This window comes from Roseovarius confluentis (genome assembly GCF_002917925.1).
In the GTDB taxonomy this organism is placed as follows: domain Bacteria; phylum Pseudomonadota; class Alphaproteobacteria; order Rhodobacterales; family Rhodobacteraceae; genus Roseovarius; species Roseovarius confluentis.
Genome location: NZ_PPFE01000008.1, coordinates 50,388 through 74,131 on the forward strand (window position 1 = coordinate 50,388; position 23,744 = coordinate 74,131).

21 protein-coding genes are annotated in these 23,744 nt (G+C 65.5%); 9 read left to right on the forward strand and 12 right to left on the reverse strand.

Annotated features, from left to right (window positions below):
* Window positions 1-472: 472 nt before the first annotated feature.
* Together C2I35_RS16455 and C2I35_RS16460 are read right to left on the reverse strand one after the other, a co-directional pair.
* Window positions 473-1,657 carry a pyridoxal phosphate-dependent aminotransferase gene (locus C2I35_RS16455; RefSeq protein ID WP_103764152.1) on the reverse strand — a complete coding sequence of 395 codons (1,185 nt, stop codon included), beginning with the start codon at window positions 1,655-1,657 and terminating at the stop codon, window positions 473-475.
* A 121-nt stretch (window positions 1,658-1,778) separates the two neighbouring features.
* The gene (locus tag C2I35_RS16460; protein ID WP_103764153.1) at window positions 1,779-3,155 is read right to left on the reverse strand and encodes an efflux transporter outer membrane subunit; all 1,377 of its coding nucleotides are present in this window, start codon (window positions 3,153-3,155) and stop codon (window positions 1,779-1,781) included.
* A gap of 399 nt (window positions 3,156-3,554) precedes the next feature.
* Between C2I35_RS16460 and cysS the strand changes: the two genes are divergently transcribed.
* The 4 genes from cysS (at window position 3,555) to C2I35_RS16480 (ending at window position 8,231) form a co-directional block, all read left to right on the forward strand.
* Window positions 3,555-4,925, forward strand: coding sequence for a cysteine--tRNA ligase (gene cysS / locus C2I35_RS16465; RefSeq protein WP_103764271.1), 1,371 nt, complete (start codon window positions 3,555-3,557; stop codon window positions 4,923-4,925).
* A gap of 187 nt (window positions 4,926-5,112) precedes the next feature.
* Entirely contained in the window at window positions 5,113-6,732 is a 1,620-nt protein-coding gene (gene cimA / locus C2I35_RS16470) for a citramalate synthase (protein WP_103764154.1), read from the forward strand.
* A 3-nt stretch (window positions 6,733-6,735) separates the two neighbouring features.
* Complete coding sequence (locus tag C2I35_RS16475) at window positions 6,736-7,455, forward strand: class I SAM-dependent methyltransferase (protein ID WP_245890521.1); 720 nt, start codon at window positions 6,736-6,738, stop codon at window positions 7,453-7,455.
* Between the two features lie 5 nt (window positions 7,456-7,460).
* Complete coding sequence (locus tag C2I35_RS16480; protein WP_103764155.1) at window positions 7,461-8,231, forward strand: squalene/phytoene synthase family protein; 771 nt, start codon at window positions 7,461-7,463, stop codon at window positions 8,229-8,231.
* A gap of 181 nt (window positions 8,232-8,412) precedes the next feature.
* Here the strand turns inward: C2I35_RS16480 and C2I35_RS16485 are convergent, their stop codons facing one another.
* A complete protein-coding gene (locus tag C2I35_RS16485; RefSeq protein ID WP_103764156.1) occupies window positions 8,413-9,633 on the reverse strand; it encodes an MFS transporter in 1,221 nt (406 codons plus the stop codon).
* Window positions 9,634-9,865: 232 nt separating this feature from the next.
* Between C2I35_RS16485 and C2I35_RS16490 the strand changes: the two genes are divergently transcribed.
* From C2I35_RS16490 to C2I35_RS16505, 4 genes are all read left to right on the forward strand, one after another.
* Window positions 9,866-10,594, forward strand: a complete 729-nt coding sequence (locus tag C2I35_RS16490; protein ID WP_103764273.1) for a cobalt-precorrin-6A reductase — start codon at window positions 9,866-9,868, stop codon at window positions 10,592-10,594.
* Window positions 10,576-11,220 carry a DNA-3-methyladenine glycosylase family protein gene (locus C2I35_RS16495; RefSeq protein WP_211286167.1) on the forward strand — a complete coding sequence of 215 codons (645 nt, stop codon included), beginning with the start codon at window positions 10,576-10,578 and terminating at the stop codon, window positions 11,218-11,220. The genes C2I35_RS16490 and C2I35_RS16495 overlap by 19 nt, the downstream gene beginning before the upstream one ends.
* Entirely contained in the window at window positions 11,217-11,882 is a 666-nt protein-coding gene (locus C2I35_RS16500) for an alpha/beta hydrolase (protein ID WP_103764157.1), read from the forward strand. Before C2I35_RS16495 ends, C2I35_RS16500 begins: the two co-directional genes overlap by 4 nt.
* A gap of 299 nt (window positions 11,883-12,181) precedes the next feature.
* Window positions 12,182-14,200: a hypothetical protein gene (locus tag C2I35_RS16505; protein WP_103764158.1), complete on the forward strand. Its 2,019-nt coding sequence runs from the start codon at window positions 12,182-12,184 to the stop codon at window positions 14,198-14,200.
* Between the two features lie 29 nt (window positions 14,201-14,229).
* Here C2I35_RS16505 and C2I35_RS16510 read toward each other — a convergent pair whose 3' ends face one another.
* From C2I35_RS16510 to C2I35_RS16550, 9 genes are all read right to left on the reverse strand, one after another.
* On the reverse strand, window positions 14,230-15,135 hold the full coding sequence (locus C2I35_RS16510) for an MBL fold metallo-hydrolase (RefSeq protein WP_103764159.1): 906 nt from the start codon (window positions 15,133-15,135) through the stop codon (window positions 14,230-14,232).
* Between the two features lie 35 nt (window positions 15,136-15,170).
* A complete protein-coding gene (locus tag C2I35_RS16515; RefSeq protein WP_103764160.1) occupies window positions 15,171-16,055 on the reverse strand; it encodes an MBL fold metallo-hydrolase in 885 nt (294 codons plus the stop codon).
* Between the two features lie 12 nt (window positions 16,056-16,067).
* Window positions 16,068-16,505 (reverse strand): DUF6691 family protein, encoded by a 438-nt coding sequence (locus tag C2I35_RS16520; protein WP_103764161.1) that lies wholly within the window; start codon window positions 16,503-16,505, stop codon window positions 16,068-16,070.
* A gap of 3 nt (window positions 16,506-16,508) precedes the next feature.
* Window positions 16,509-16,940: a YeeE/YedE family protein gene (locus tag C2I35_RS16525; RefSeq protein ID WP_103764162.1), complete on the reverse strand. Its 432-nt coding sequence runs from the start codon at window positions 16,938-16,940 to the stop codon at window positions 16,509-16,511.
* 3 nt (window positions 16,941-16,943) lie between these two features.
* Complete coding sequence (locus C2I35_RS16530) at window positions 16,944-17,156, reverse strand: YgaP family membrane protein (protein WP_103764275.1); 213 nt, start codon at window positions 17,154-17,156, stop codon at window positions 16,944-16,946.
* A 208-nt stretch (window positions 17,157-17,364) separates the two neighbouring features.
* The gene (locus C2I35_RS16535; protein ID WP_103764163.1) at window positions 17,365-18,474 is read right to left on the reverse strand and encodes a hypothetical protein; all 1,110 of its coding nucleotides are present in this window, start codon (window positions 18,472-18,474) and stop codon (window positions 17,365-17,367) included.
* Between the two features lie 186 nt (window positions 18,475-18,660).
* Window positions 18,661-19,302 (reverse strand): DUF4386 domain-containing protein, encoded by a 642-nt coding sequence (locus C2I35_RS16540; protein ID WP_103764164.1) that lies wholly within the window; start codon window positions 19,300-19,302, stop codon window positions 18,661-18,663.
* Window positions 19,303-19,384: 82 nt separating this feature from the next.
* Window positions 19,385-20,068, reverse strand: a complete 684-nt coding sequence (locus C2I35_RS16545; RefSeq protein WP_103764165.1) for a Crp/Fnr family transcriptional regulator — start codon at window positions 20,066-20,068, stop codon at window positions 19,385-19,387.
* Between the two features lie 177 nt (window positions 20,069-20,245).
* Window positions 20,246-21,118, reverse strand: coding sequence for an NAD(P)-dependent oxidoreductase (locus C2I35_RS16550; protein WP_103764276.1), 873 nt, complete (start codon window positions 21,116-21,118; stop codon window positions 20,246-20,248).
* A 106-nt stretch (window positions 21,119-21,224) separates the two neighbouring features.
* Between C2I35_RS16550 and C2I35_RS16555 the strand changes: the two genes are divergently transcribed.
* Window positions 21,225-23,699 carry a penicillin acylase family protein gene (locus C2I35_RS16555; protein ID WP_103764166.1) on the forward strand — a complete coding sequence of 825 codons (2,475 nt, stop codon included), beginning with the start codon at window positions 21,225-21,227 and terminating at the stop codon, window positions 23,697-23,699.
* Window positions 23,700-23,744 lie beyond the last annotated feature (45 nt).

Genomic DNA, 23,744 nt, shown 5'->3' on the forward strand with positions numbered 1-23,744 from the left:
CGCTGCGCCATGCGCGGCCCTCCATCGCCAGCCCGCATGCGCTTGACCGCATCGCTGGGCCCAATGGTCGATTTAAGGCCGCGCGCCGGCGTCCGATCTGTCCCGAAAGCGACGCATTGTCCAGAAACGACAAAATCTTACGCCGCAGGGCAGCGAACGTAAAAAGGCCCGCGTGCGTGTCGCGGGCCTTTATATCGTGTGTCTGGTCTCTTACAGCGCCGCCAGGATCGTGGCCGGCAGACCGACCATGCCTCCAAGGATAAGCGCCATGGACAGTCCCAGTCCCTTGAACATCTCTTTCCTCCTGTTTGCTTTTGTTGCAGGCAGGAAATGTGTTGCATTGTAAGGGCTTCGACGCGACCGGCGGTCGCAGAGGCGCGTTGGTCAGAGCGACGCGCGCCGTCCGGCCCGACCGCGCGGCAGTTCAATAGCCACCCGTCCCGGGCCTGACCCGGAACCTCTCACCCCTCCGTCAGGCCGCCACGCCCGCCAGCTCCGCGGCCATCTCCACCAGCCGCGCCAGCGCCTCGCTCAGCCGGTCGTCCGGCACGGTCAACGCGACGCGCACATGCCCCGCCGCGGCTTTCCCGAAACTCTCGCCCGGCATCACCGCCACCTTGTGCCGGTCCAGCAGGCGCAGGGCAAACTCTTCGCCCGACAGCCCCGTCGCCCGCACGTCCAGCATCACGAACATCGCCCCCTGCGCCGGGATCGGGCGCACAACGTCCTGGCCGTCCAGAAGCCCCAGCACCAGGTCACGTCGCCGCCGGAAAGGGGCCGCGACCTCTTCCTCGAAATCCGCGCCTTTCCCAAGCGCGTAACAGGCCGCCTCCTGCACGAAGCCCGCCACGCCATAGGTCGTATGGGTCGACAGGTTGCCCATGTGCAGAATCGCCTCTTCCGGCCCCACGACCCAGCCGATCCGGCTGCCGGTCATCGCGTGGCTCTTGGACAGCGAACCGATCACCATCGTGCGCTCGGCCATACTGTCCAGCATCCGGGGGCTGACATGGTCGCCCTCCCAAAGCTGCGTGTCATAAACCTCGTCCGAGATCAGCCACATATCGTGATCCCGGCAGACCCGCGCGATCCCCTCCAGCGTCTCACGGCCATAGACCGCGCCGGTCGGGTTGTTCGGCGTGTTGATCAGCAGGCTTTTCGCGCCCTGCGTCGCCGCCGCCGCGATATCCGCGGGGTCGGGCTGGAACATCCGTTCGGGCCGCGCGGCCACCGCCACGTCCCGCGCGCCCACGGCCCGGATCGTGCCGGGGTAGGTGGCATAGAACGGGTCGATATAAAGCGCCCGGTCGCCCTCGTCACAGGCGGCATGATGCGCCGCAAAAAGCCCCGCCTGTCCGCCCGGCACCACCAGCACGTTGTCCGGCGTCGTCGTGATACCTGTTCGCGCCGTCACCCGCTCGGCGACCGTCTCGCGCAGGTTCAGGTTGCCGTTGAACATGGAATAGCCCACGTGCCCCGCCTTCGTGGCGGCGTGCATCGCATCGAGGATGCTGTCATCGGTGCCGACATCATGCTCGCCGATCGTCAGCATGGCGACATCCTCGCCCGCCTCGATCATGTCCTTGGCCTTGTAATAGACGTCCCAGCCGTCCGACCCGCCGCCCGTCAGCCCCGTGATCCGCTTCGACAATGCCATGCCTGCTCCCATTACCAGTCTGGGCCACTTGGCCGAGAGGGCAGGGGACTGTCAAGCGGACCGGCGTCAGAACACGCGCACGCTGTGACACGAGAAAGAGAAAACTTCTATGCGTCGTAGGTCAGCCCGCGTCGTTGCTCGTGGGGCGCGCTGCATTTGTGTTGATCACGATCGGGTCCGAATGCCCGATCCCGAGGGCCGTGCGCAGGTTGATATGGGCAAGCGCAAGGTCGCGCAAATCCGCCGCAAGCGTCGCCCGCGCAGCGGAGAGCGAGCGTTCCCGGTCGATAACGTCCAGAACAGTAGCGTTTCCCCCCTGAGTGAGAAGTTCCCGCGAGACGGACAATGCTTCCTGGTTCAGCGCAACCAGTTGACGCGAGGCGGCCACCGCCTGGCGGGCGGCCCGCAGCGCGGCAAGCTCATTTTCCACCTGCTCCACGGCCTCCAACACCGTGCGGAGCCATTGCAGATAGGCTTGCCGTGCCCGCGATTCCGCGGAATCGGCCGCAGCGGCCAGCCCCGGCTGGTCAAAGACGGGCAGGACCAGCCCGGCGGCCAGGCTTTCGGTCGAGGACCCACCACTCAATGGAGCCGTGATGGCACCCGACAGCGACAGGCTGGGATAGCGCGAGGCCTCGGCCACACCCAGGTCGGAGACGGCGGCGGCATATCGACGTTCGGCGATGCGGATATCCGGCCGCGCTCGCAGCAAATCCGCAGGCACACCGGGTTGCGTTGCTCCGATAGGGCGCGGTTGCGAGCCTGTATGGCTTAAATCAATTCCCAGGCTGCCGACCGGTACGCCCAGCAAGGTCGAGATCCTGTTGCGCTGCTGCACGATACGCGCGCCGACCTGCGGGATATCGGCCTGTGTCTCTAGAATCAGTGCTTCTGCGCGCAACGTATCCAAACGTGTTCCCTCGCCAACTTCCAACTTGGTGTTGAGATCGCGCAGCGTTCTTCGGCGAGATGCCATGTCCTGGTTCCGGTATGTCAGGCTTTCCTGCAGGAACCGTAGCTCGATATATGCTGATCCCAGCTCCGCCAAAAGCAGGCGCCGGGCCTCTTCCACGCCGATTTCGGCCGCGTTGAGACGCTGGCTTGCAGCGCGACCCGCCCAACCAGCTCTGCCGGCCAGGTTATATTCCGCCGACAGTCCGGCAGAAGCCGTGTCTGATCCACGGCTGTTGTCGCGGATTGTCGCCGTGGCGTCCCCCGACAGAGGGACACCGGCGCGTCGCGCCTCCGCCTGTGCTTCCGCCACCCGTTCACGGGCCTCGGCAATGCTGATGTTGTCGACCATCGCGCGCGCGATCAGCCGATCCAGAACCGGATCGTTGAAGTCACGCCACCACTCAAGGTCGCTGGTGCCGGCCTTCGTAACCGGCGCAAGAAGGGAATAGCGATCTGGAAGATCGGTCGAAGGAGGTCGATAGTCAGGTCCGACCGAGCAGGCGGTCAAAAAAAAGCCCGCTAAAATAGAAGACGTTACCCGCATAATAAGGTTTCGCTCGCTGCCTCTTGGACCGTTTATTATTCGCGCTCTTCGGCGCTTTCGGCCCGTCGAGACGAAGTATTACCAGAAAAATGATGAATTTTCTCGATCTACCTAACTTCCGGTACGTCAACAGGCAGCACTGTGGCGCATGGGTATCAGTGCGCAGTGCATCCGATGTTTCGGCAAAAGCCACGTTTTGCTCCGTCCGCAATGGTTCGCCGGCTTATCCCATCGCGCTTGACCATGCCGGGGGCCGTGGGTAATGCTCAGCGGCATGACGACGACCTGCACCATCATTTGCTGCATTACCCGCTGACATCTTCAGGCGGGCCGGTCTTCTATTCCATCCTTGAATGTTAGTTGCTAAGCCCGCCGCGGGACCACGCGCGCGAGGACGCCATGACGACTATAAAACTGCACAACACCCGTACCCGGAAGAAGGAGGATTTCGAGCCTCTGAAAAAAGACGATGTGCGCATGTATGTCTGCGGCCCCACCGTCTATGACCGCGCCCACCTGGGCAACGCGCGTCCCGTGGTGGTCTTCGACGTGCTTTACCGGCTCTTGCAGTATGTGTATGGGCCCGACCACGTCACCTACGTCCGCAACTTCACCGACGTCGATGACAAGATCAACACCCGCGCCGCCGAGACCGGGCGCGATATCTCGGACATCACCGCCGAAACCACCCAGTGGTTTCTCGACGACATGGGCAGCCTCGGCGCACTGGAACCCGATCAGATGCCCCGCGCCACGCAATTCATCCCGCAAATGGTGACGATGATCGAAAAGCTCATCGCCGATGGTCACGCCTACGCGGTCGAGGGCCACGTCCTCTTCCGCGTCCGCTCCTACCAGGACTACGGCAAGCTTTCCGGTCGCTCCGTCGACGACATGGTCGCCGGTGCCCGTGTCGAGGTCGCGCCCTACAAGGAAGACCCGATGGACTTCGTCCTCTGGAAGCCGTCGGACGAGACGCAACCGGGCTGGGACAGCCCGTGGGGCCGGGGCCGGCCCGGCTGGCACATCGAATGCTCGGCCATGAGCTATGAACTACTGGGCGACAGCTTCGACATCCACGGCGGCGGGAACGACCTGATGTTCCCGCACCACGAGAACGAGATCGCCCAAAGCTGCTGCGCCCATCCCGAGGGAAACTTTGCGCAGGTCTGGATGCACAACGAGATGCTCCAGGTCGAGGGCAAGAAGATGTCCAAGTCGCTCGGCAATTTCTTCACGGTGAAGGATCTGCTCGATCAGGGCATTCCCGGCGAGGTGATCCGCTTCGTGTTCCTCAGCACGCATTACCGCAAGCCGATGGACTGGACGGCGGAAAAGGCGCGGGAGGCAGAGAAAACCCTGCGCAAGTGGTACGCACAGGCGGCGCAAGGCACCGGAACCGGAAAGCCTTATGAGGCTGTCGTAACCGCGCTTGCGGACGACTTGAACACGGCACGCGCAATTTCCGAATGCCACCAGTTGTCGCTTGCCGACGACATCGCCAAACTGCGGTACACGCTTCAATTTCTGGGCTTGATGAAAGACACCGTCCCGGATTGGGTTTCATCCTCACAGGTGGACCTCTCCGGCATCGAAGAGAAATTGATGTCAGCGCGTGAAACCGCGATGCAGACAAAAGACTTCTCTGAAGTTGACCGCATGAAATCGCACCTGAGCGATGCCGGGGTGGAGGTTCGCATGAGCAAGACGGCTGTGGAACTCGTGCCGACCGTCGACTTCGATCCTTCCAAACTGGAGGCTCTCAAATGATCCTCCTCTCCTTCTGTTTCGCCCGGCCTCAGGCCGGGCCGCGCCCGACCCTCCCCCCGGGAGGGCGCTTTGCCGACGTCACGCGCCGAACCCGTGTGCGACTTGATTGCGCCGCCTCGCACCGCTCGAGCCAGGCACATGCCCTCCCAGGGTCCGGCGCGGCCCTTCCCTCCAAGGGAAAGAACCAATGACCAAGACCCGCCTCAGCCTCTACGACACCACGCTGCGCGACGGCCAGCAAACCCAGGGCGTCCAATTCTCCACCGCCGAGAAACAGGCCATCGCCACCACGCTCGACCAACTCGGCATCGATTACATCGAGGGCGGTTGGCCCGGCGCCAACCCCACTGACAGCGCCTTTTTCGACGCCGCCCCCGAAACCCGCGCCCGCCTCACCGCCTTCGGCATGACCAAGCGGGCCGGGCGAAGCGCGGAAAACGACGACGTTCTGGCGGCGGTGATGAACGCCGGCACTTCCTCGATTTGCCTCGTCGGCAAGACCAACATCTTCCATGTCGAAACCGCGCTGGGCATTACGGCGCAGGAAAACCTCGAAAACATCTCCGCCTCCATCGCCCATATTGTCAAACAGGGCCGCGAGGCGCTTTTCGACGCCGAGCATTTCTTCGACGGCTACGCCCGCGACCCCGCCTATACGCTCGACTGCCTGAAGGCGGCGCATGACGCCGGCGCCCGATGGATCGTGCTGTGTGACACAAATGGCGGCACGCTTCCCCATCGCATCGCCGAAGTTATTTCGGACGTCATCGCCGCGGGCATTCCCGGTGAGCGCCTCGGCATCCACACCCATAACGACACCGAGAACGCTGTCGCGGGCAGCCTCGCCGCCGTGGATGCAGGTGCGCGCCAGATCCAGGGCACCCTCAACGGCCTCGGCGAACGCTGCGGCAACGCCAATCTTACGTCTCTCATCCCCACGCTGCTGCTCAAGGAGCCTTACGCCAGCCGCTACGCCACCGGCGTCACGGCGCAGGCGCTGGAAGGCATCACCATGGCGTCGCGCCAGCTGGACGAAATCCTCAACCGTGTCCCGATGAAGCAATCCGCCTATGTCGGCGCCTCCGCCTTTGCCCACAAGGCCGGTCTGCACGCCAGCGCGATCGTCAAGGACCCGACGACCTACGAGCATATCGACCCCGCCAAGGTCGGCAACGCCCGCATCATCCCCATGTCAAACCAGGCGGGCCAGTCCAACCTGCGCAACCGCCTTGCCGAGGCCGGGCTGGAGATCGAAAAGGACAACCCGGCGCTGCCCCGCATCCTCGAAGAGGTCAAGACCCGCGAAAACCGCGGCTACACCTATGACATGGCGCAGGCCAGTTTCGAACTGGTCGCCCGCCGCGAACTGGGCCTTCTGCCCGAGTTCTTCGAGGTCAAGCGTTACAAGGTCACGGTCGAGCGCCGCAAGAACAAGTACAACAAGATGGTCTCCCTGTCCGAGGCCGTCGTGGTGGTCAAGGTCGACGGCGAGAAGAAACTGTCGGTCAGCGAGTCGATGGACGAGACCGGCACCGACCGTGGCCCCGTGAACGCCCTGGCCCAGGCGCTGGCCAAGGACCTCGGCCGCTATCAGGATGCCATCGCCGACATGCGGCTGGTGGACTTCAAGGTGCGCATCACGCAAGGCGGCACCGAGGCCGTCACCCGCGTCATCATCGATAGCGAGGACGGGCAGGGGCGGCGCTGGTCCACGGTGGGCGTGTCGGCCAACATAGTCGACGCGTCGTTCGAGGCGCTGCTCGACGCCATAAACTGGAAGCTTTTGTGCGACGGCGGAGAGGTCTGAGCGGTGGACGAGGCTTTCCTGACGCTCCACCGCGAGATGACCCGGCAGGGCCCCGGCACATCCGAGGATGTCCGCTGGGCCCTCAGCCAGCTTGACATGCCCGACGCGCCCCATGTGATCGACGCCGCCTGTGGGCCGGGCGCCGACCTTGTGACGTTGGCCGAGTGCCTGCCCCGGGCGCGGATCGAAGGCATCGACCAGTTGCCCCACCTCGTCGAGGAAGCCCGCACGGCCACCGCCCACTTTACCAATGTCACCGTCTCCACCGGCGACATGGCGCAGATCAGTGGCTTTTACGACCTCATCTGGTGCGCCGGTGCGCTCTATTTCCTTGGCGTGACCGAAGGGCTGACGCTCTGGAAACGCGCCCTCACGACCGATGGCGCGGTCGCCTTTTCCGAACCCGTGCTGCCCCCCGACGCCCCGCAGGCCGCCGGCGATTTCTGGGCCGATTACCCGGCGATTTCCGACCTCGACGGCATCACCGCGCGGGTCGAGGCGGCCGGCTACGTCGTGCAGGATCACCGCCTCATCACCGGCATGGCCTGGGCGGATTATTATGCCGAACTCGGCGGCCGCATCGCCAACCTGCGCCCCGGCGCGGACGACGCCCTGGCCCAAGTGCTCGACGACGCCGCCCGGGAAATCGCCCTCTGGCGGCAAGCCCCGGGTGATATCGCCTACGCGCTCATCCTTGCGCGCCCCGGTTTTGGGCCTACCTGACCGGCATGGCGCTCGACCCCGACATCATGGCCTGCGCGGGCCTCGTGCAGCGCGGCGACCCCGAGCGTTTCGCCGCTACCATGGCCGCCCCGGTGCCCGTGCGCGAAAAGCTCTTTCCACTTTACGCGTTCAACGTCGAGGTTTCCCGCGCCCCGTGGGTGACACAGGAATCCATGATCGCCGAGATGCGCCTGCAATGGTGGCGCGACGTGCTGGAGGAGATCCGCACGGGCACCGACGTGCGCCGCCACGAGGTTGCCACGCCGCTCGCTTTGGTGCTGGACGCAGAGATGGCAGAACGGCTCGACGCGCTGGTCGAGGCGCGCCGTTGGGACATCTACCGCGACCCGTTCGAGGACATGAGCGCCTTCCGCACCCACCTCACCAACACCTCCGGTCTGTTGTTGCTCGCCGCCACACGTACCCTCGGCGACGCGCCCGAAGCACCGATCCTCAAGGCAGGCTACGCCCAGGGCGTGGCCAACTGGCTCCGCGCCGTGCCGGAACTGGAACGCCAGGGCCGCATCCCGCTGGTCGAAGGCACGCATGCCGCGATCCGCGCGCTGACCGACGACGCTCTGACGGCGCTGACCGAGGCCCGCCGCACGCGCCTTGCACCCAATACCCGCCCCGCGATGCTCGCCCTCTGGCAGACCGAGGCGATCCTGAAAAAGGCAAGCCGAGACCCTGCGGCCGTCTCGGAAAATCGCCTTGCGCTTCCGCCTTTCCGCTCCCGCCTCGGGCTGATGCGCCGGGCAATAACCGGACGCTGGTAAGCGGAGCGCCTGCGGCGCGCTCTTCAAGCGCGTTGGGGGTTTCACCCCCAAACCCCCGAGAGTATTTCCGGCAAGAAAAAGCCGCCGTCAGACCAGCTCGTTCGGCGGGCGTTCAAGCTTCCGCCGTCAGCTAGGGGCAATGCCCCTTGAACTCCCCGGAATATACCCGGCCGAAAAAACCTCAAGCCTCCTTCGGCCGCATCACCAGCCAGATCAGCGCTCCGCCCGCCAGCGTCAGAAGCGGCACCATGGCCAGGTTCACCGCCGTCCACCCGGCCTCCGCCGTGCCGCCCGAGCAGTTCATCAACCCGCCCGAGGCCAGCGACGCCAGCGTCACGCCGCCAAAGACCAGAAGGTCGTTCATCCCCTGCATCCGGCCGCGTTCATGCACATCATGCGCACCGGCCAGCATCGTGGTCGCCCCGATGAATCCGAAATTCCACCCCAGCCCCAACAGGATCAGCGCGATGAAGAAATTCTCGATCTCGACCCCCTGCAGCGCCACGACCCCCGCGGCGGCTAGGATCACAAGCCCCGTGCCCACGATCTTCTCCACCCCGAACCGCGCGATCAGGTGCCCGGTAAAGAAGGACGGCGCGAACATGGCCAGCACGTGCCCGGTGACGATGTCCGCGGCGTTGCCTTCGGTAAACCCGCAGCCGACCACCGCCAGCGGGGTCGAGGTCATCACCAGGTTCATCAGCGCATAGGACACCATCGCGCAGATGACGGCCACGGCGATCCGCGGCGTGGTCAGCAGTTCCCACCGCGTGCGTCCCCTGGGGCTGTCGGGTGCCGGCGGCGGCGGCCTGGGGATGTCCAGGAAAAAGAACAGCAGCGCACCGAGCAAATTGATCGCGATAACCGCCAGGTACGTGCCCAGGAACGGGACCACCATCGCCTGGCTCGTGACCTTCACCAGTTGCGGGCCGATGATCGCGCTCGCCAGCCCGCCCGCCAGCACATAGGAAATTGCCTTGGGTCGGAAATCATCGCTGGCCGTGTCCGCGGCGGCGAAGCGATAGAATCCCTGCGCCGACATGTAGATCCCCGTCAGGAAACTGCCCGCCAGGTACACAGGAAAGGACGCAAGATAGAGGCCATAGCCCGCAATCGCCGCCCCGGCGGCGCCGCCCATCGCCCCGATCAGGAACCCGGCCTTGCGCCCGAACCGCTGCATCACCATCGAGAGGGGATTGGCCGAGATCATCGACCCTAGCACGATCAGCGAAATCGGCAAGGTGGCGAAACACACGTTGCTGGCAAGGCTCTGCCCAGCCAGCCCGCCCACCACGAAGATCATTGCCATCTGCGCGCCCAGCACCGCTTGCGCCAGCACCAGCACGGTCACGTTCCGTTTCGCGCGGCGGTCGTTGTCATAGGGCAGGGCGGTCTCACTCATGCCGCCTTGCTAGACCCCTCTTGAGAGGCCCACAAGACCCCAAATCGCCACCACGGCATGCTTTTCCTCTGGCCATAAATATCCCGGGGTGCGCGAGGGGCGGCGCCCTTCGCATCGGTCGTATGGCGCAAGGCGCAATGCGAAATTGCCGATTGGCGCGAAGGGCTTGCCCGCCTATAGTCCGCCCGACCATGTCCAGACGACCTTTCCTCCTGTCTCCAAGGCCCGCCCCGTGACCATCCTTCTTCTTGCCGGAACGGGCGAGGCCAAGGCCATCGCCACCCAACTGCATGAAGAGGGCATCTCGGCCACCGCGTCGCTCGCCGGCGCGTCCCGCGCGCCTTCGCCGCTGGCACTTCCCACCCGCACCGGCGGCTTCGGGGGCGAGCCCGCGTTCCGCACCTACCTTGCCGAACACGCGATCACTGCCGTGCTCGACGCCACGCATCCCTTTGCCGACAGTATTTCACAGCGCACCGCCCGGGTCTGCGCCGACCTTGGCGTTCCCTATTGCCAGCTTCTGCGCCCGCCATGGACACCGGGGCCGGGCGATAACTGGACCCTGATCGACCGCGAGGAGGAGGCCGCCGCCCACATCGCCCCCGGCTCCACGGTCTTTCTCGCCACCGGCCGCCAGACGCTCGACCGTTTCGCCAACCTCTCGGACTGCACGGTGATCAGCCGCCAGATCAATGTCCCCGACACGCCCTTTCCCTTCTCGAACGGCCGCTTTCTGCCCGGCAACCCGCCGTTCTCTGAACGCCAGGAATACGACCTTTTCAAATCGCTCGGCGTCGACTGGCTCATTGCCAAGAACGCCGGCGGCCCCACGCCCCGCACCAAGCTCGACGCCGCGCGCCGCCTCGGCGTCCGCGTGGCGCTCATCAACCGTCCGCCCCAGCCGGACGCCCCCCGCGTCGAAACCGTGGACCACGCCCTTGCATGGGTCCGCGCCCTGTGACCGGGCGTATCATCGAAACCCAAGACGACGTGGCAGAAGGCGTGGCGCATCTTACCGCCCTCTGCCCGCGCATGGCCCATGCCCACGCCCAGACCGGCCCGCTTCCCCTGCGCCGCAAGCCGGACGGATTTGCCGAGCTCCTGTCGGCCATCGTCAGCCAACAGGTCTCCACCGCCTCCGCCGCCGCCATCTGGGGCCGTATGAAAACCGCAGGCCTCACCGGCCCGCGCAAGATCAAGTGGGCCTCGGATGACGACCTCCGCGCCGTGGGCCTCAGCCGGCAGAAGATCCGATACGCCCGCGCACTCTCGGACGCCGGGATAAACTTCACGGCCCTCCGCGGCGCGCCCACAGACGAGGTCATCGCCACCCTCACGCAGGTGCCCGGCATCGGCACCTGGACGGCCGAGATCTATGCCATGTTCTCGCTCGGCCGCGCGGACGTCTTCGCCCCCGGCGACCTCGCCCTGCAAGAGGCCGCGCGCCTCCTCTATGACCTGCCGGAACGCCCTCGCGACCGCGCCCTGCGCGAGATGGCCACGGCCTGGAGCCCGTGGAGATCGGTTGCAGCCCGCCAGCTCTGGGCCTACTACCGTGTTGCGAAACAAAGGGAAGGCATCAGATGACCCGCGTACTTCAGGCCGGCCGCAAGGAACCCATGTCGGGCACGACCCGCTCCGTCGTCGTCTTCCTGCACGGCTACGGCGCCAACGGAGCCGACCTTCTGGGCCTCGCCGACCCGTTGGCCGAGCACTTGCCGGATACACTCTTCGTGGCTCCCGACGCGCCCGAGACGATTCCGATGATGCCCACCGGCTACCAGTGGTTCCCGATCCCCTGGATCGACGGCTCGAGCGAGGAAGAGGCCCACCGCGGGCTCGTCGCGGCCGCCGAGGACCTCAACGCCTTTCTCGACGCGCTGATGGTGGACGAGGACGTGCTGCCCGAACAGGTCGTGCTCTTCGGCTTCTCGCAAGGCACCATGATGGCCCTTCACGTGGCCCCGCGCCGCGAGGACGAGATCGCCGGCATCGTCGGCTTCTCGGGCCGCCTGCTACAGCCCGAACTCCTCGCCGACGAGGTCGTTAGCCGTCCGCCGGTACTGCTGGTTCACGGCGACGCCGATGACGTCGTCCCGCCGCAGTCGCTTCCCGAAGCCGCCGAGGCGCTGCAATCGGCCGGCTGGAAAGAGGTCTATGCACACGTGATGAAAGGCACCGCCCACGGCATCGCTCCCGACGGCTTGTCCGTCGCGCTCGCCTTCCTGCGCGACAAGCTTAGCCTTTGAACCAAAGGTGGTTCCGCCAATTCCCGCGTAGGGTGGGTGAAAACCCACGCGCCCCCCGGTCACTTCACCGGGCATGCGTTCGCCGCCCACATGCCGAGGCCCGGCCCGGTATGATGCGCCACCGGCACGGCGAAATGCCGCGGCAATACTGCGGGTGCGTCCCTACCCAGCCAATGATCCCCCTGTCGCCAGCAGGAACATAAGGTTAACGATAGGCTCCATACCTTTCCCCGTGGTCTCAAGCCCGTCACGGACGCCAGGCGGGCCGACCCATTTTGAGGCGCGATTGCGGTCAGTGCATGGAAATCGACACCACGAAATTTGATATCCTGTCCCAAGGCTACGTGCGCGACGCCGACACGATCTACCTCGTCATGGCTCGCAAGCTAAAGCCCATCAAGTCCGCCGACGCCGACAGCTTTGCCGCCCTTGGCACTTCTCATGGCCGGGACGCCACCACCGGCTATTTCCGCGACAAGCGGATGCGACTGGCAAAGGGCAGGGGGCCTGCGGACCTGCGCCCACTGGGCCATGTCTACGCCACCGACGGCACGCAGCTTTATTTCACCACCCAAAAGGTGCCGCCCCCCGACGGCATTGACTTGTCCGGGCCAGGCCTGCGCCTGCGCTGGTTCGACGAGAACGAGGTGAACATGCCCCATGTCGCGCTGACCGACGGGGCAGGGGTCTGGATGTCGCTGACGACCGGCCCTGATCGTTGGGTCCGCCTCGACGGCGCGGATTTCGACACGCTGGCACCCCTGGGCGAGGACGTGACGCTGCCCTGGTGCGCGCCCTATTTCCGCGATGTGTCACGCGTCTGGTACCGGGGCTTGCGGCTGCCCGATGCGTCCCCCGATGCGGTCCGGGTCTGCGGCGCCCCGATGCTGACCGATGGCACCCGTGCCTGGGTCGGCGCCCGGCTGTTGGACGCGCCTGCCACCGGCCTCGCCTATATCGACCGATATCATCTGCGCGAAGACGCCGGTTCTGACGGTGTCCTTCTACATCACGGCGACCGCGTCGCTTTTCACGCCGAGGCGGACATGACCCGCACGCTCGCCACCGCACGCTCCGCGACCGAACGCGCCGACCTCACGCAGATCCTGCGCGATCTCTTCACCACCATGGCCACGCTCTTTGCGCATTACCCGCCTCTTGTCAGCCGGGTCGGCAAGGCGCTCTCGCACATGCAGGAAAACACACCCCCGGCGCCGGACCTGCCGGATTTCACCGCGAGGCTCACCACCGAGGGCCAGATCGCGCTCGATTTCGCGGACGGCACCACGCTCAGCCAGCCCGCGACCGCGTGGTACACGCTGGGCTGTCACCTCTGGGCGCACACCACCGGGCGCCCCGCCGCCCTGCTGCCCTATCCGCCGCTCGGCACGATGCTTCCGCGCAGCACCGACGCCCAAACGCAGCTGATCACGGCGCATAGCGCGGCTTTTCACGCCCTGATCGCCCGACTTTGGCAGGCAGGCCATACCGATGCGGCCCGCACGCTGGCGCATTTCACGCTCTGCCTCGCGCGTGATTATCGCGACCTGACCGAAGATGCCCTGCAACACCTCGCCGACCTGCCGCGCGACCTCATGTCTTCGCTGCACTACCGTCCCGCGCATTATCACTTCGGCTCCACCACCAACCTTGCCGTCGCGCGCCTGATCGTCGCCGATGGCTGGCTCGATGCGCCGGATATACGCGACCGTATCGACGTCACCAGCACCCTGCACGGCGCGCTTCTGTCGACCAGCAAGACCGCGCTTTTCTTCAAGGTAATTCTGCACGCGGTGCAGAACCGCTTCACCGCCGAACCCGACGCTGCCGTTCGTGAACAGCTCGCCACGCTGCTCGACGCCTTCCTCGTCAAGGGACAGGTCGACGCCGAGGTGAACCGCGTGATGCACCACGCCGCCATGCTGCCCGTCATTGAGTTCTGCATCGCCAACGCCATCAACACGGTCTTCAACCGTGCCCGCCTTGCCGAAACCCTCTGGGCGCTGAACCGCGACCCCGAGGCCGAGGCCACAGCCGAAGCCCTCATCGCCGAGATCGGTGAGGATGCGCACCTGCCGGGCGTCTATGCCAACCGCCACATCTATCGCACGCCGCGCCTGTGGTTTCTGCGTGGCCGCGTCGACGCAAGCTGGCGCAAGGCTCCCGATCTCGATACCCACAAATCCCGCCTCGACACGCTCGAAGCGGAGTATTCCGCGCTTCTCGACCGCTACGGCAAAGACGCCGCGCAATGGCCCGAGATGCAGGACATCCGCGCCGCCATCGACCGGTATGCCGCGGGCATCCGCGCCGCGTAGGGTGGGCGAAAGCCCACGCGCCCGGATCGCTAGAACTTGTTCGCCGGGATCTTGAAGTAGCTCTTTCCGTCTTCCTCCGGCTCGGGCAAGCGCCCACCGCGCAGGTTCACCTGCAACGCCGCCAGCATCCGGTCGGGCAGGGCCAGCGTCGCATCCCGCTTCTCGCGTCGCGCCACGTACTCGGCCTTGCTTGCGCCGTCCTTCAGGTGGATATTCTCGCGTTTCTGCTGGCCCACCGTGCTCTCCCACGCGGGCTCTTCTCGCGTATCGGTGCCGTAATCGTGTCCGATGAAGACACGCGTGTCGTCCGGATGCTCCAGTATGCGCATGATGCTGTCATAAAGCTCCGCCGCCGTCCCGCCGGGGAAATCCGCGCGCGACGTACCGGCATCCGGCATCATCAGCGTGTCATGGGCAAAGATCGCGTCGCCCACCACGTAGGTCACGGACCCCAGCGTATGGCCCGGCGACAACATAACCTCCACCTCCAGATTGCCGATCTTGAACGTGTCGCCCTCCGCGAACAGCCGGTCGAAATGCGGATCGACCGGAAAGGCGTGCGGCGCGTTGTAATAGCCGCGCCAAAGCTCCGCGATCTCGTGAACCTTTTCACCGATGCCCGTGGGCGTGCCGGTCTGCTCCTTCAGCCACGCCCCCGCCATCAGGTGATCCGCATGCGGATGCGTATCGAGGATCCACTCCAGTTCCAGCCCGCGCTCCGCGATGACGTCCAGCGCCCATTGCGCGGGCGCGAACCCGGTGGCGAAGGATTTGGGGTCCAGCGTCTGCACCACGTCGATCAGCGCCGCTTTCCGGGTCTCGGGGCAGATGCAGATATACTGGCAACTGCCTGTATCTTCGTCATAAAACCCGATCACCTCGGGGCTTCCCGCGCCGGTCGAGGCCGAAGTTTTGCTCAGGATGTCGTCGCGCATGCGATCCCTCCGAATGCTTTTGAATGTGCGGTGCCTTACAGCCCGTTAACCGGCACCTTCAGCACCGGGTTCCCGTCCTTGTCCGTCGGCACCTTGCCGGCCCGCATGTTCACCTGCAGCGACGGGATGATCAGCTTGGGCATCGCCAGGGTCGCGTCCCGCTCGGTGCGGAACTTGACGAACTCCTCGCGGCTCTTGCCGCCGCCGACGTGGATGTTGTGCGCTTTCTCGTCGCCGACACTGGTCTCCCACGCGATATCCCGGCCATTCGGTCCGTAGTCGTGACACATGAACAGGCGCATGGCGTCGGGCAGGGCCAGCACCTTCTGGATGCTGTCGTAAAGCTGCCCCGCATCCCCGCCCGGAAAATCCGCCCGGGCCGAGCCACCGTCGGGCATGAACAGAGTATCCCCCACGAACGCCGCGTCGCCCATCACATGCACCATGCAGGCCGGCGTGTGGCCCGGCGTGTACATGGCGAAACATTCCATCTCGCCCACGCGGTAGGTATCGCCGTCCTCGAACAGCGCGTCGAACTGCGACCCGTCGCGCTGAAACTCCGTGCCTTCGTTAAACACCTTGCCGAACGTGTCCTGCACGACCATGATCTTCGACCCGATCCCGATCTTGCCACCCAGCTTCTCCTGGATATAGGGCGCGGCGGACAGGTGGTCGGCATGGACATGCGTCTCGATGATCCATTCCAGCCGCAGGCCCTGCTCCTCGACCTGCCGGATCAGTTCGTCGGCATGGTCATAGGTGATCCGCCCGGCGGCATAGTCGATATCCATCACGCTGTCGACGATGGCACAGGCGTTACTGGCGGGGTCCTTCACGATATAGCTGATCGTGTTGGTGGCCTCATCGAAGAACCCCTGCACCTGCGGGTGAACACTCATATTCACGGGATAATCGGTCATGTCATGCCTCCTTTACGCCTCGGCCTTTCGTGGGAACAGCGGCAGCCCCTTGGCCAGTCGCGCCAGCGCCAGCCCGACACCCACCGCGGCCAGAAACAGGATAACCTCCCAGCGGCCCGTGCCAAGCGCCGGAATGGCCGCACCAGGGCAGAACCCCGCGATCCCCCAGCCGATCCCGAACAGGGCCGATCCTCCCACTAGTCTGCTGTCGATCACCGTCGAGCCGGGCACCTGGAACCCCCCGGCGAAAAGCGGCGCGGACCGCCGCCAGACCAGCCGATACCCGACAAAGGTCACCATGACGGCGCCCCCCATCACGAAGATCAGGCTCGCATCCCAAGTCCCTGCGATGTCCAGAAAATTCAGGACCTTCGCCGGGTTGATCATCCCCGACAGCGTGATCCCTGCGCCGAACACCATGCCCGTCAGCACCGCGAACAAAAGCTTCATCGCTCAGCCTCCCACCACATGACGGATGATGAACACCGTGATCGCCGCCGTGCCCATGAAGACCGGCACCGCCACGATCGAGCGCCGCGACAACCGCGACAGCCCGCAGACGCCATGCCCCGAAGTACAGCCCGACCCGAGGCTCGCGCCGAATCCCACGACGATTCCTCCGATCACGATCATTGCCGGACTGACTGGCACGTCGATCTGCGGCCAGCGCCCGGTCGTCAGAAACATCAGCCCGGGCACCAGCACCATGCCCAGGATCAGCGCCGCGCGCCACGACAGCTCTTCGCGCCCTTCGGCAAAGACGACCCCCGACAGGATGCCGGTCGCGCCGAAAATGCGCCCCAGTCCCAGCATCAGCAGTACCGCCGCCAGCCCAATGAGTGCCCCGCCGCCCAGCGACGCGAATGGTGTAAACGCCGTCTCCATGATTTACCGCGCGCAGGTCCGGACGCCGAGGATGGAATAAACGGGGCAGACCCGCACCGCCGCGACGATCAGCATCACGACGCCCACGAACGCGGCAAGATACCTCCAAACCGGGGCTTCGAACGCGGGCAACCCGCTGAAAAACGCAAGATACAGCAGCACGACGCCCAGGGCGGCGCGCAGGATACGGTCGATGGTGCCGACATTGACAGTCATGGTGTCCTCCATGGAAAGTATGCCCCGATCCTGCACCTCGGACCTTGCTCATGTCAGTGACATTGTCACCCAGCCTGCACAATTCGGTCCGAAGACAGGGCGACTTTCATGATCAAACCGGACACGCGCACGCCTCCGGGCCACACAGCAAAACAGCCGCCGGTTCCCCGGCGGCTGCGTCTTCAATCATGGATATCGCCACTTGGCCTCAAAGAACGGCGCGTGCGACGCGCAGCAGTTGCAGCAACTCGTAATTCTCGTTGTTCATCTGCACCACTTGACCGTTTACCACGGCATAGTTCCGGTCGTTCCCAAGCTGTGGCAGGCGGTACAGGTCGATCAGTTCGCGCTGCGTCAACGCCGCCGTCGGTGAAACCGGCACGCCCCCGGTCACGTCGGTCACCTGCGCCAACTGGTTCACCAGCATGAACGAGCGGTAATCGTCATCGCCCAGCAGAACCGGCATCCCGTCGATCAGCGCATAGCGCTGGCCGCGCGGCGCGGGGTCAAGGCCGTAGAGGCGTGCAATCTCGTCCGATCGCAGCAGCAGGTAGCCGGGGTCGGGCTCCACGTCGTACCCGCGGCCCAGCCAATCGTCGCGGCGGTCGATCCAGATACGGTCATAACGGTCCCGGTCATAAGACACCCATTCGTCGTACCCGATGCCGTCCCGCGCCAGGCCCGGCGGCACGCAGGGCGGGTTTTTCTTGGCCAGCCCCGGCGGGCAGTTGGCATAGGTCACCAGCTCGTTACCGGGGATGTTCGACACCGCCATGTCCGGCGTCAACAGCGCAAGGCCCGCGCCGGTCAGGATCCGCGTCATGTCACGTCCGTCCGGGGCAGGGGCCTGGAAAATGCGCTCCACGACGTTTTCGCGCTCTGCCGTGGTAAAGACCTTGCGAGCCTTGTCGGGCTTACCGTTGGCCTTCGCCGCGCGTTCCGCACCGTTGCCGTTGGAATTGCCCTTCGGTTGGCTGTTGCCGGCCTTTTTGGCGTTCCCGTTGCCCTTGCCGGGATTGCCATTACCAGCCTGCTTATTCCCCTTGTCGGGCTTAGCCTTTGCATTGCCTTTGCCGGCGTTGGCATTCGCGTTGCCGGCATTGCCTTTGCCGGCATTGCCCTTGGCCTTTTTCTGTGCGTTGCCGCCGCCCTTGGCCTTGCCGTTGCCCTTGCCGCTGTTGCCCTGCGCCAGCCAGACCTGTGCGTCGGGCGCGGTACCAAGGCCCGTGGCCGTACCTGCCCCGTGTATCGGAGCGGCGGTCAGGGATGTCGAGGAAAGCGCAAGCGCCAATGCGCCGCCGATGAAGAAATTGGTCATGTCATGCACCTCTTGTTTCGCTGTCCAACGCCGGAATCAAGCGCCCCGTTCCATCGCTCTACTCGGCCGGACCTTGGACTGCATCGCGGTGGCACATCGTATCGCCGATATTGTCGTGCGCTTTCAGGTGCTTGGCTGCCAATTGGCGGAACGCCGCACGTTCCGGTCCAGCCCGGTCCACTGGATTCAGACCCGCGCCCGGATCAGCAACCACAGGCACAGCGCACTCTCGGCGACCATCGGCACCACGTAGGCGGGCTCAATCACGGCCATCCACTCAGGCGCCACAAGCCGCGCAAGGCTGCCTGCTCCGTAGACAACGCCGGACACCGCAATACCACCCGCGATCACGTTCGGCACCGCCGACCGCCACAACAGGACGGACATGATCGCGCTGTTCACCGCGAACAGGATCAACCCGACATCATACCCGATCGCGTGCAGGTCGGTCATATGCACCGCGAGGCGCGGCGCATCGGCCAGCACCATCGGCACGCTGCCAAGCGCCATCAGGCTCGCGCCGATCAGCACCGCCTGTCCCAGGCGGAATACCATCGCGGCCAGAGCCAGCGAGGCCGAAATATGACGCAGCAGGCCAAAGAACACCAGCGCAAGCGCCACATCCGCCAGCAACATCACGGTATCGGCCAACAAACTGAGCCGCAGTTGCGAAATACCGGCGCCGAGCGCCCGGACGACCTCTTCGGGCGATCCCGCAAGCAACGGACCACGCAGCATCAGCTCCGCGGTCAGCCCACAAAGGATGATTACGAGATACAGCGCCCCGGCAAGCCGGACGAGACGGGGGTCATCATGCGATGCCGCCATGCCAGCATCCTTTCATAAAAACGCGCGCGTTCCGGCGTCTATATCATAAAACTTGGCATCGGGACGGCGTGCGACTTGCACCTCACGCGCTCTCCGCCAGCGCCCGCAGCCCGGCTTTGTCTGCCAACGTGATCCGTCCCCGCGATTGCTGCACCAGCCCGCGTTTCTGGAAATCCGCCAGCACGCGCGAGATCACCTCGCGTGCTGTCCCCAGCTCGCTCGCCAGGTCCTGGTGCGTGGCCGCGACCTCCTTCATGTCGCCCGCCAGTGCCAGCAGCCGCTCGGCCAGCCGCACGTCGATCCGGCCAAAGGCCACGTCGTCCACCACCCGCAGCATGTCGATCAGCCGCCGCGAATAGGCATCGAAGACGAATTTGCGAAACGGCTCTTCCTCGGCAACCAGCCGGTCGAAATCGGGCTTGGGCAGGACCACGGCGGTCACGTCCGTCTCGGCGATCCCTTCGGCGTTATAGGCTTCCTCGGCCAGCATGCAGGCGGTGGTCAGCACACAGCTGTCCCCGGCCTCCACGCGGTAAAGCACGATCTCGCGCCCGCCTTCCGACGTCTGCGAGACCCGGATGCGCCCGTCGTACAGGAAAAACAGCCGGTCCGGCACGTTGTCCGGCCCGAAGACCTGTGTGCCTTTCCCGATCCGCACGATCCGCGCCGCCCGGATCAGCCGGTCGCGCACGGCGCGGGGCAGGGCGCGTGTCCCTTGGAACCGCTCGGTCCAGTCCTCGATCCGTGTCGCCCCGTCCGCGCTCATCTATTCGCCTCTTGCGTGACTTTGTCACCGACACCGCACCAGACCCCGCCTAGCCTCGGGGTCACTCCCTGCCGGGCTCGCGGCCGGTTCCGCCACCAAGTTGCGCATGGCGGCGCGGCGCTGCAAGCCCGACGGAAAGCAAGAGGCGGGGCCACGCATCCCGGCCCCGCCTCGAAATCACCCCAGCTTGCGCAGCCGCTTGATCAGGCTCGACGTGTCCCAACGTCCGCCGCCCATATTCTGCACGTCCTTGTAATACTGATCCACCAGCGCCGTCACCGGCAGGGACGCACCGTTCTCGTCCCCGGTCTTCAGGCAGATCCCGAGGTCCTTGCGCATCCAGTCCACGGCAAAGCCATGCTCGAACTGGTCGTCCAGCATCGTCTCGTAGCGGTTGGCCATCTGCCAGCTTCCGGCCGCCCCCTGGCTGATCACCTCGACCACCGCGCGGCCGTCCAGCCCCGCCTTCTCGGCGAAATGCAGCGCCTCGGACAGGCCCTGCACCAGCCCGGCAATGGCGATCTGGTTGCACATCTTGGTCATCTGGCCCGCGCCGCTCTCGCCGATCCGGCGGCACAGCTTGGCGTAGATTTCCATCACCGGCTCGGCCTTGGCATAAACCTCCGCGTCGCCGCCGCACATGATCGACAATTGCCCGTTCTCGGCCCCCGCCTGACCGCCCGAGATCGGCGCATCGACATAGCCGATCCCGGCCTCCTTGGCGGCGGCATAAAGGTCTTCGGTCACCTGCGCCGACACCGTCGTGTGGTCGACAAAGGTCGCGCCCTTCGCCATACCCGCGAACGCCCCGTCCTCGCCCAGACAGACCGACCGCAAATCGTCGTCATTGCCAACGCAGGACATCACGAACGCCGCGCCTTCCGAGGCCTCCCGCGGGGTGGGCGCGTGGCGCCCGCCATGCTCCTTAACCCAGGCCTCGGCCTTGACCCCCGTCCGGTTGTAGACGCAGACGTCATGGCCCGCCGATGCCAGGTGCCCGGCCATCGGATACCCCATCACGCCCAGTCCCAGAAATGCCAGCTTCGTCATCGTGATCTCCCTCGTGCCTTCGGGCCGCATTGTGAAGATCGGCCCATTGTCTATACCGGGATTTGTGACTATCCCCACCGGAATGGCAACCTAACGTGGGTGGGGCATGGCGCAAGTGTTCAAATGGCTGGTGCGGATCGCGGGCGGGATGATCCTGCTCGGTCTGGTCGCGCTGCTGGGCGTCTATTTCCTGCTGTCGCGCTCGCTGCCCGACTATTCCAAGGATCTCGAGGTCATCGGCATCCTCGAACCGGTCGAGATCGTGCGCGACAACGCCAACGTGCCGCACATCTTCGGCACCAACGACCCCGACACGTTTTATGGCCTGGGCTATGCCCACGCGCAGGACCGGCTGTGGCAGATGGTGATGATGCGCCGCACCGTGCAGGGGCGCCTCTCCGAGGTGTTCGGCACCCGCACCGTCGAGATCGACAAGATCCTGCGCCGCTTCGACCTCTACACGCTGGCCCAGCGGTCGGTCGAGGCGCAGGACACCCAGACACTCGCCGCCCTGCGCGCCTATTCCGCCGGGGTGAACGCACGTCTGCAGGAAATCAACGAATCCGCCCTGGGCCGCGGCGCGCCCGAGATGTTCCTGTTCAACAATCCCGTCTCGCCCTGGACGCCCGCCGACTCCATTGCCATCGTCAAGCTGATGGCGGTGCAGCTGTCGGCCCACCTGGAAGAGGAAGTGCTTTACGCCCACGCAGCGCTCGAGCTCGACGATTCCGACCGGATGGAAGACATCATGCCGCTCGCCCCCGGCACCGGCATCGCCGCGCTGCCCGATTACGCCAGCCTCTTCCCCGAGGGTACGCAATTCGCCCACAGCACAGGCGCAGGCATCCCCGACCACCCGCTTTCGCCTTTCAAGAAGCGCGCCTTCGCCGGCGCCTCCAACGCCTGGGCCGCCGCGCCCAAACGCTCGGCCTCGGGGGGCACGCTGCTGGCCAACGATCCGCATCTCGGCCTGACCGCGCCCGCAATCTGGTACCTCGCCCGGCTGGAGCTTCAGACCGGCGGCGTGATCGGCGCCACCATCCCCGGCGTGCCCATCGTCATGGCCGGGCGCAGCGCCGACCTGGGCTGGGGGGTCACTTCCTCCTACCTCGACGATCAGGACCTGTTCATCGAGCGCCTCAACCCAGACAACCCGCAGGAATACCTCACGCCCGACGGATACAAACCGTTCCGCACCGAAAGCACGATCATCCGCATCGCGGACAACGCGCCCATCACGCTCACCCTGCGCTGGACCGACAATGGCCCGGTGCTGCCCGGCTCGCATTACAACCTCGCCGATGTCACGCCACCTGGCCATGTGGCCTCGCTCAGCTGGACGGCGCTGTCGGACAGCGACACGACGCTGTCCTCGGCCATGGCCCTGATGCGCGCGGCCTCGGTGGACGAGGCCATCGCGGCGGGCGAAAGCTACATCGCGCCGTCGCAGAACCTCACGCTTGTCGATCAGTCCACCATCGCCATGAAGACCATCGGCGCCATGCCCCGCCGCGACGCCGAGCATGAAACGCGCGGTCGCTACCCTTCGCGCGGGTGGGAAGACACCAATCGCTGGCAAGGCACGCTGGCCTATTCCGCCAACCCCGAGTTCACGGCCCCGGCCGGCGGCGTTCTGGGCAATACCAACAACAAGGCGGTGGACCGTCCTTTCCCCAACCATGTCAGCTACAAATGGGGCGACACGCAGCGCGTCTTCCGCTGGCGCCGCCTGATGCAGAACCGCGAGGTTCACACCCGCGACAGTTTCATCGAGGCGCAGCTCGACACCGTCAGCTTCACCGCCCGCTCGCTGCTGCCGCTCATCGGCAAGGACCTGTGGTTCACCGGCGAGGCCGCGCCCGAGGGCACGCCCGAACGCCAGCGCCAGCGCGCGCTCACGCTGCTGTCGGAATGGAACGGCGAGATGAACGAGCATCTGCCCGAACCGCTGATCTACGCCGCCTGGCTCCGCGAGTTGCAACGCCGCCTGATTGTCGACGAACTCGGCCCGCTGGCCGACGACTTCACCCATCCCGACCCGGTTTTCATCGAGCGCGTCTACCGCGACATCGACGGCGCGTCCGCGTGGTGCGATATCCGCCAATCCACGGCCCAGGAAACCTGCTCGGACATCGCCCGCATCGCGCTCGATGCGGCGCTCATCTGGATCGACGAACGCTATGGCAGCGCGCTGGAAAGCCTGCGCTGGGGCGACGCGCACCAGGCGACCCACGATCACCAGACCCTGGGAGAGGTGCCGTTGCTGCGCTACTTCGTCAACATCCGCCAGTCGACCTCGGGCGGCGACAACACGCTCCTGCGCGGGCGCACCAAGGGGCAGGGACCCGACCCGTTTCAGAACGTCCATGGCGCGGGCTATCGCGGGGTCTATGATTTCGCCGACCCCGACAGCAGCGTCTTCATCACCGCCACCGGGCAATCGGGCCACTTCCTCAGCCGGCACTATGACGACATGGCCCAGCTCTGGCGCCGGGGCGAATACATCCCCATGTCGCTCGACGCCGATTTGGCGCGCGCCGCCTCGGTCGGAATCACCCGCCTGACCCCCGCCGCGCCCTGAACCGGGGGCGGCATTTTCCGGCTCCAGAATTTTAACAAACTCTGG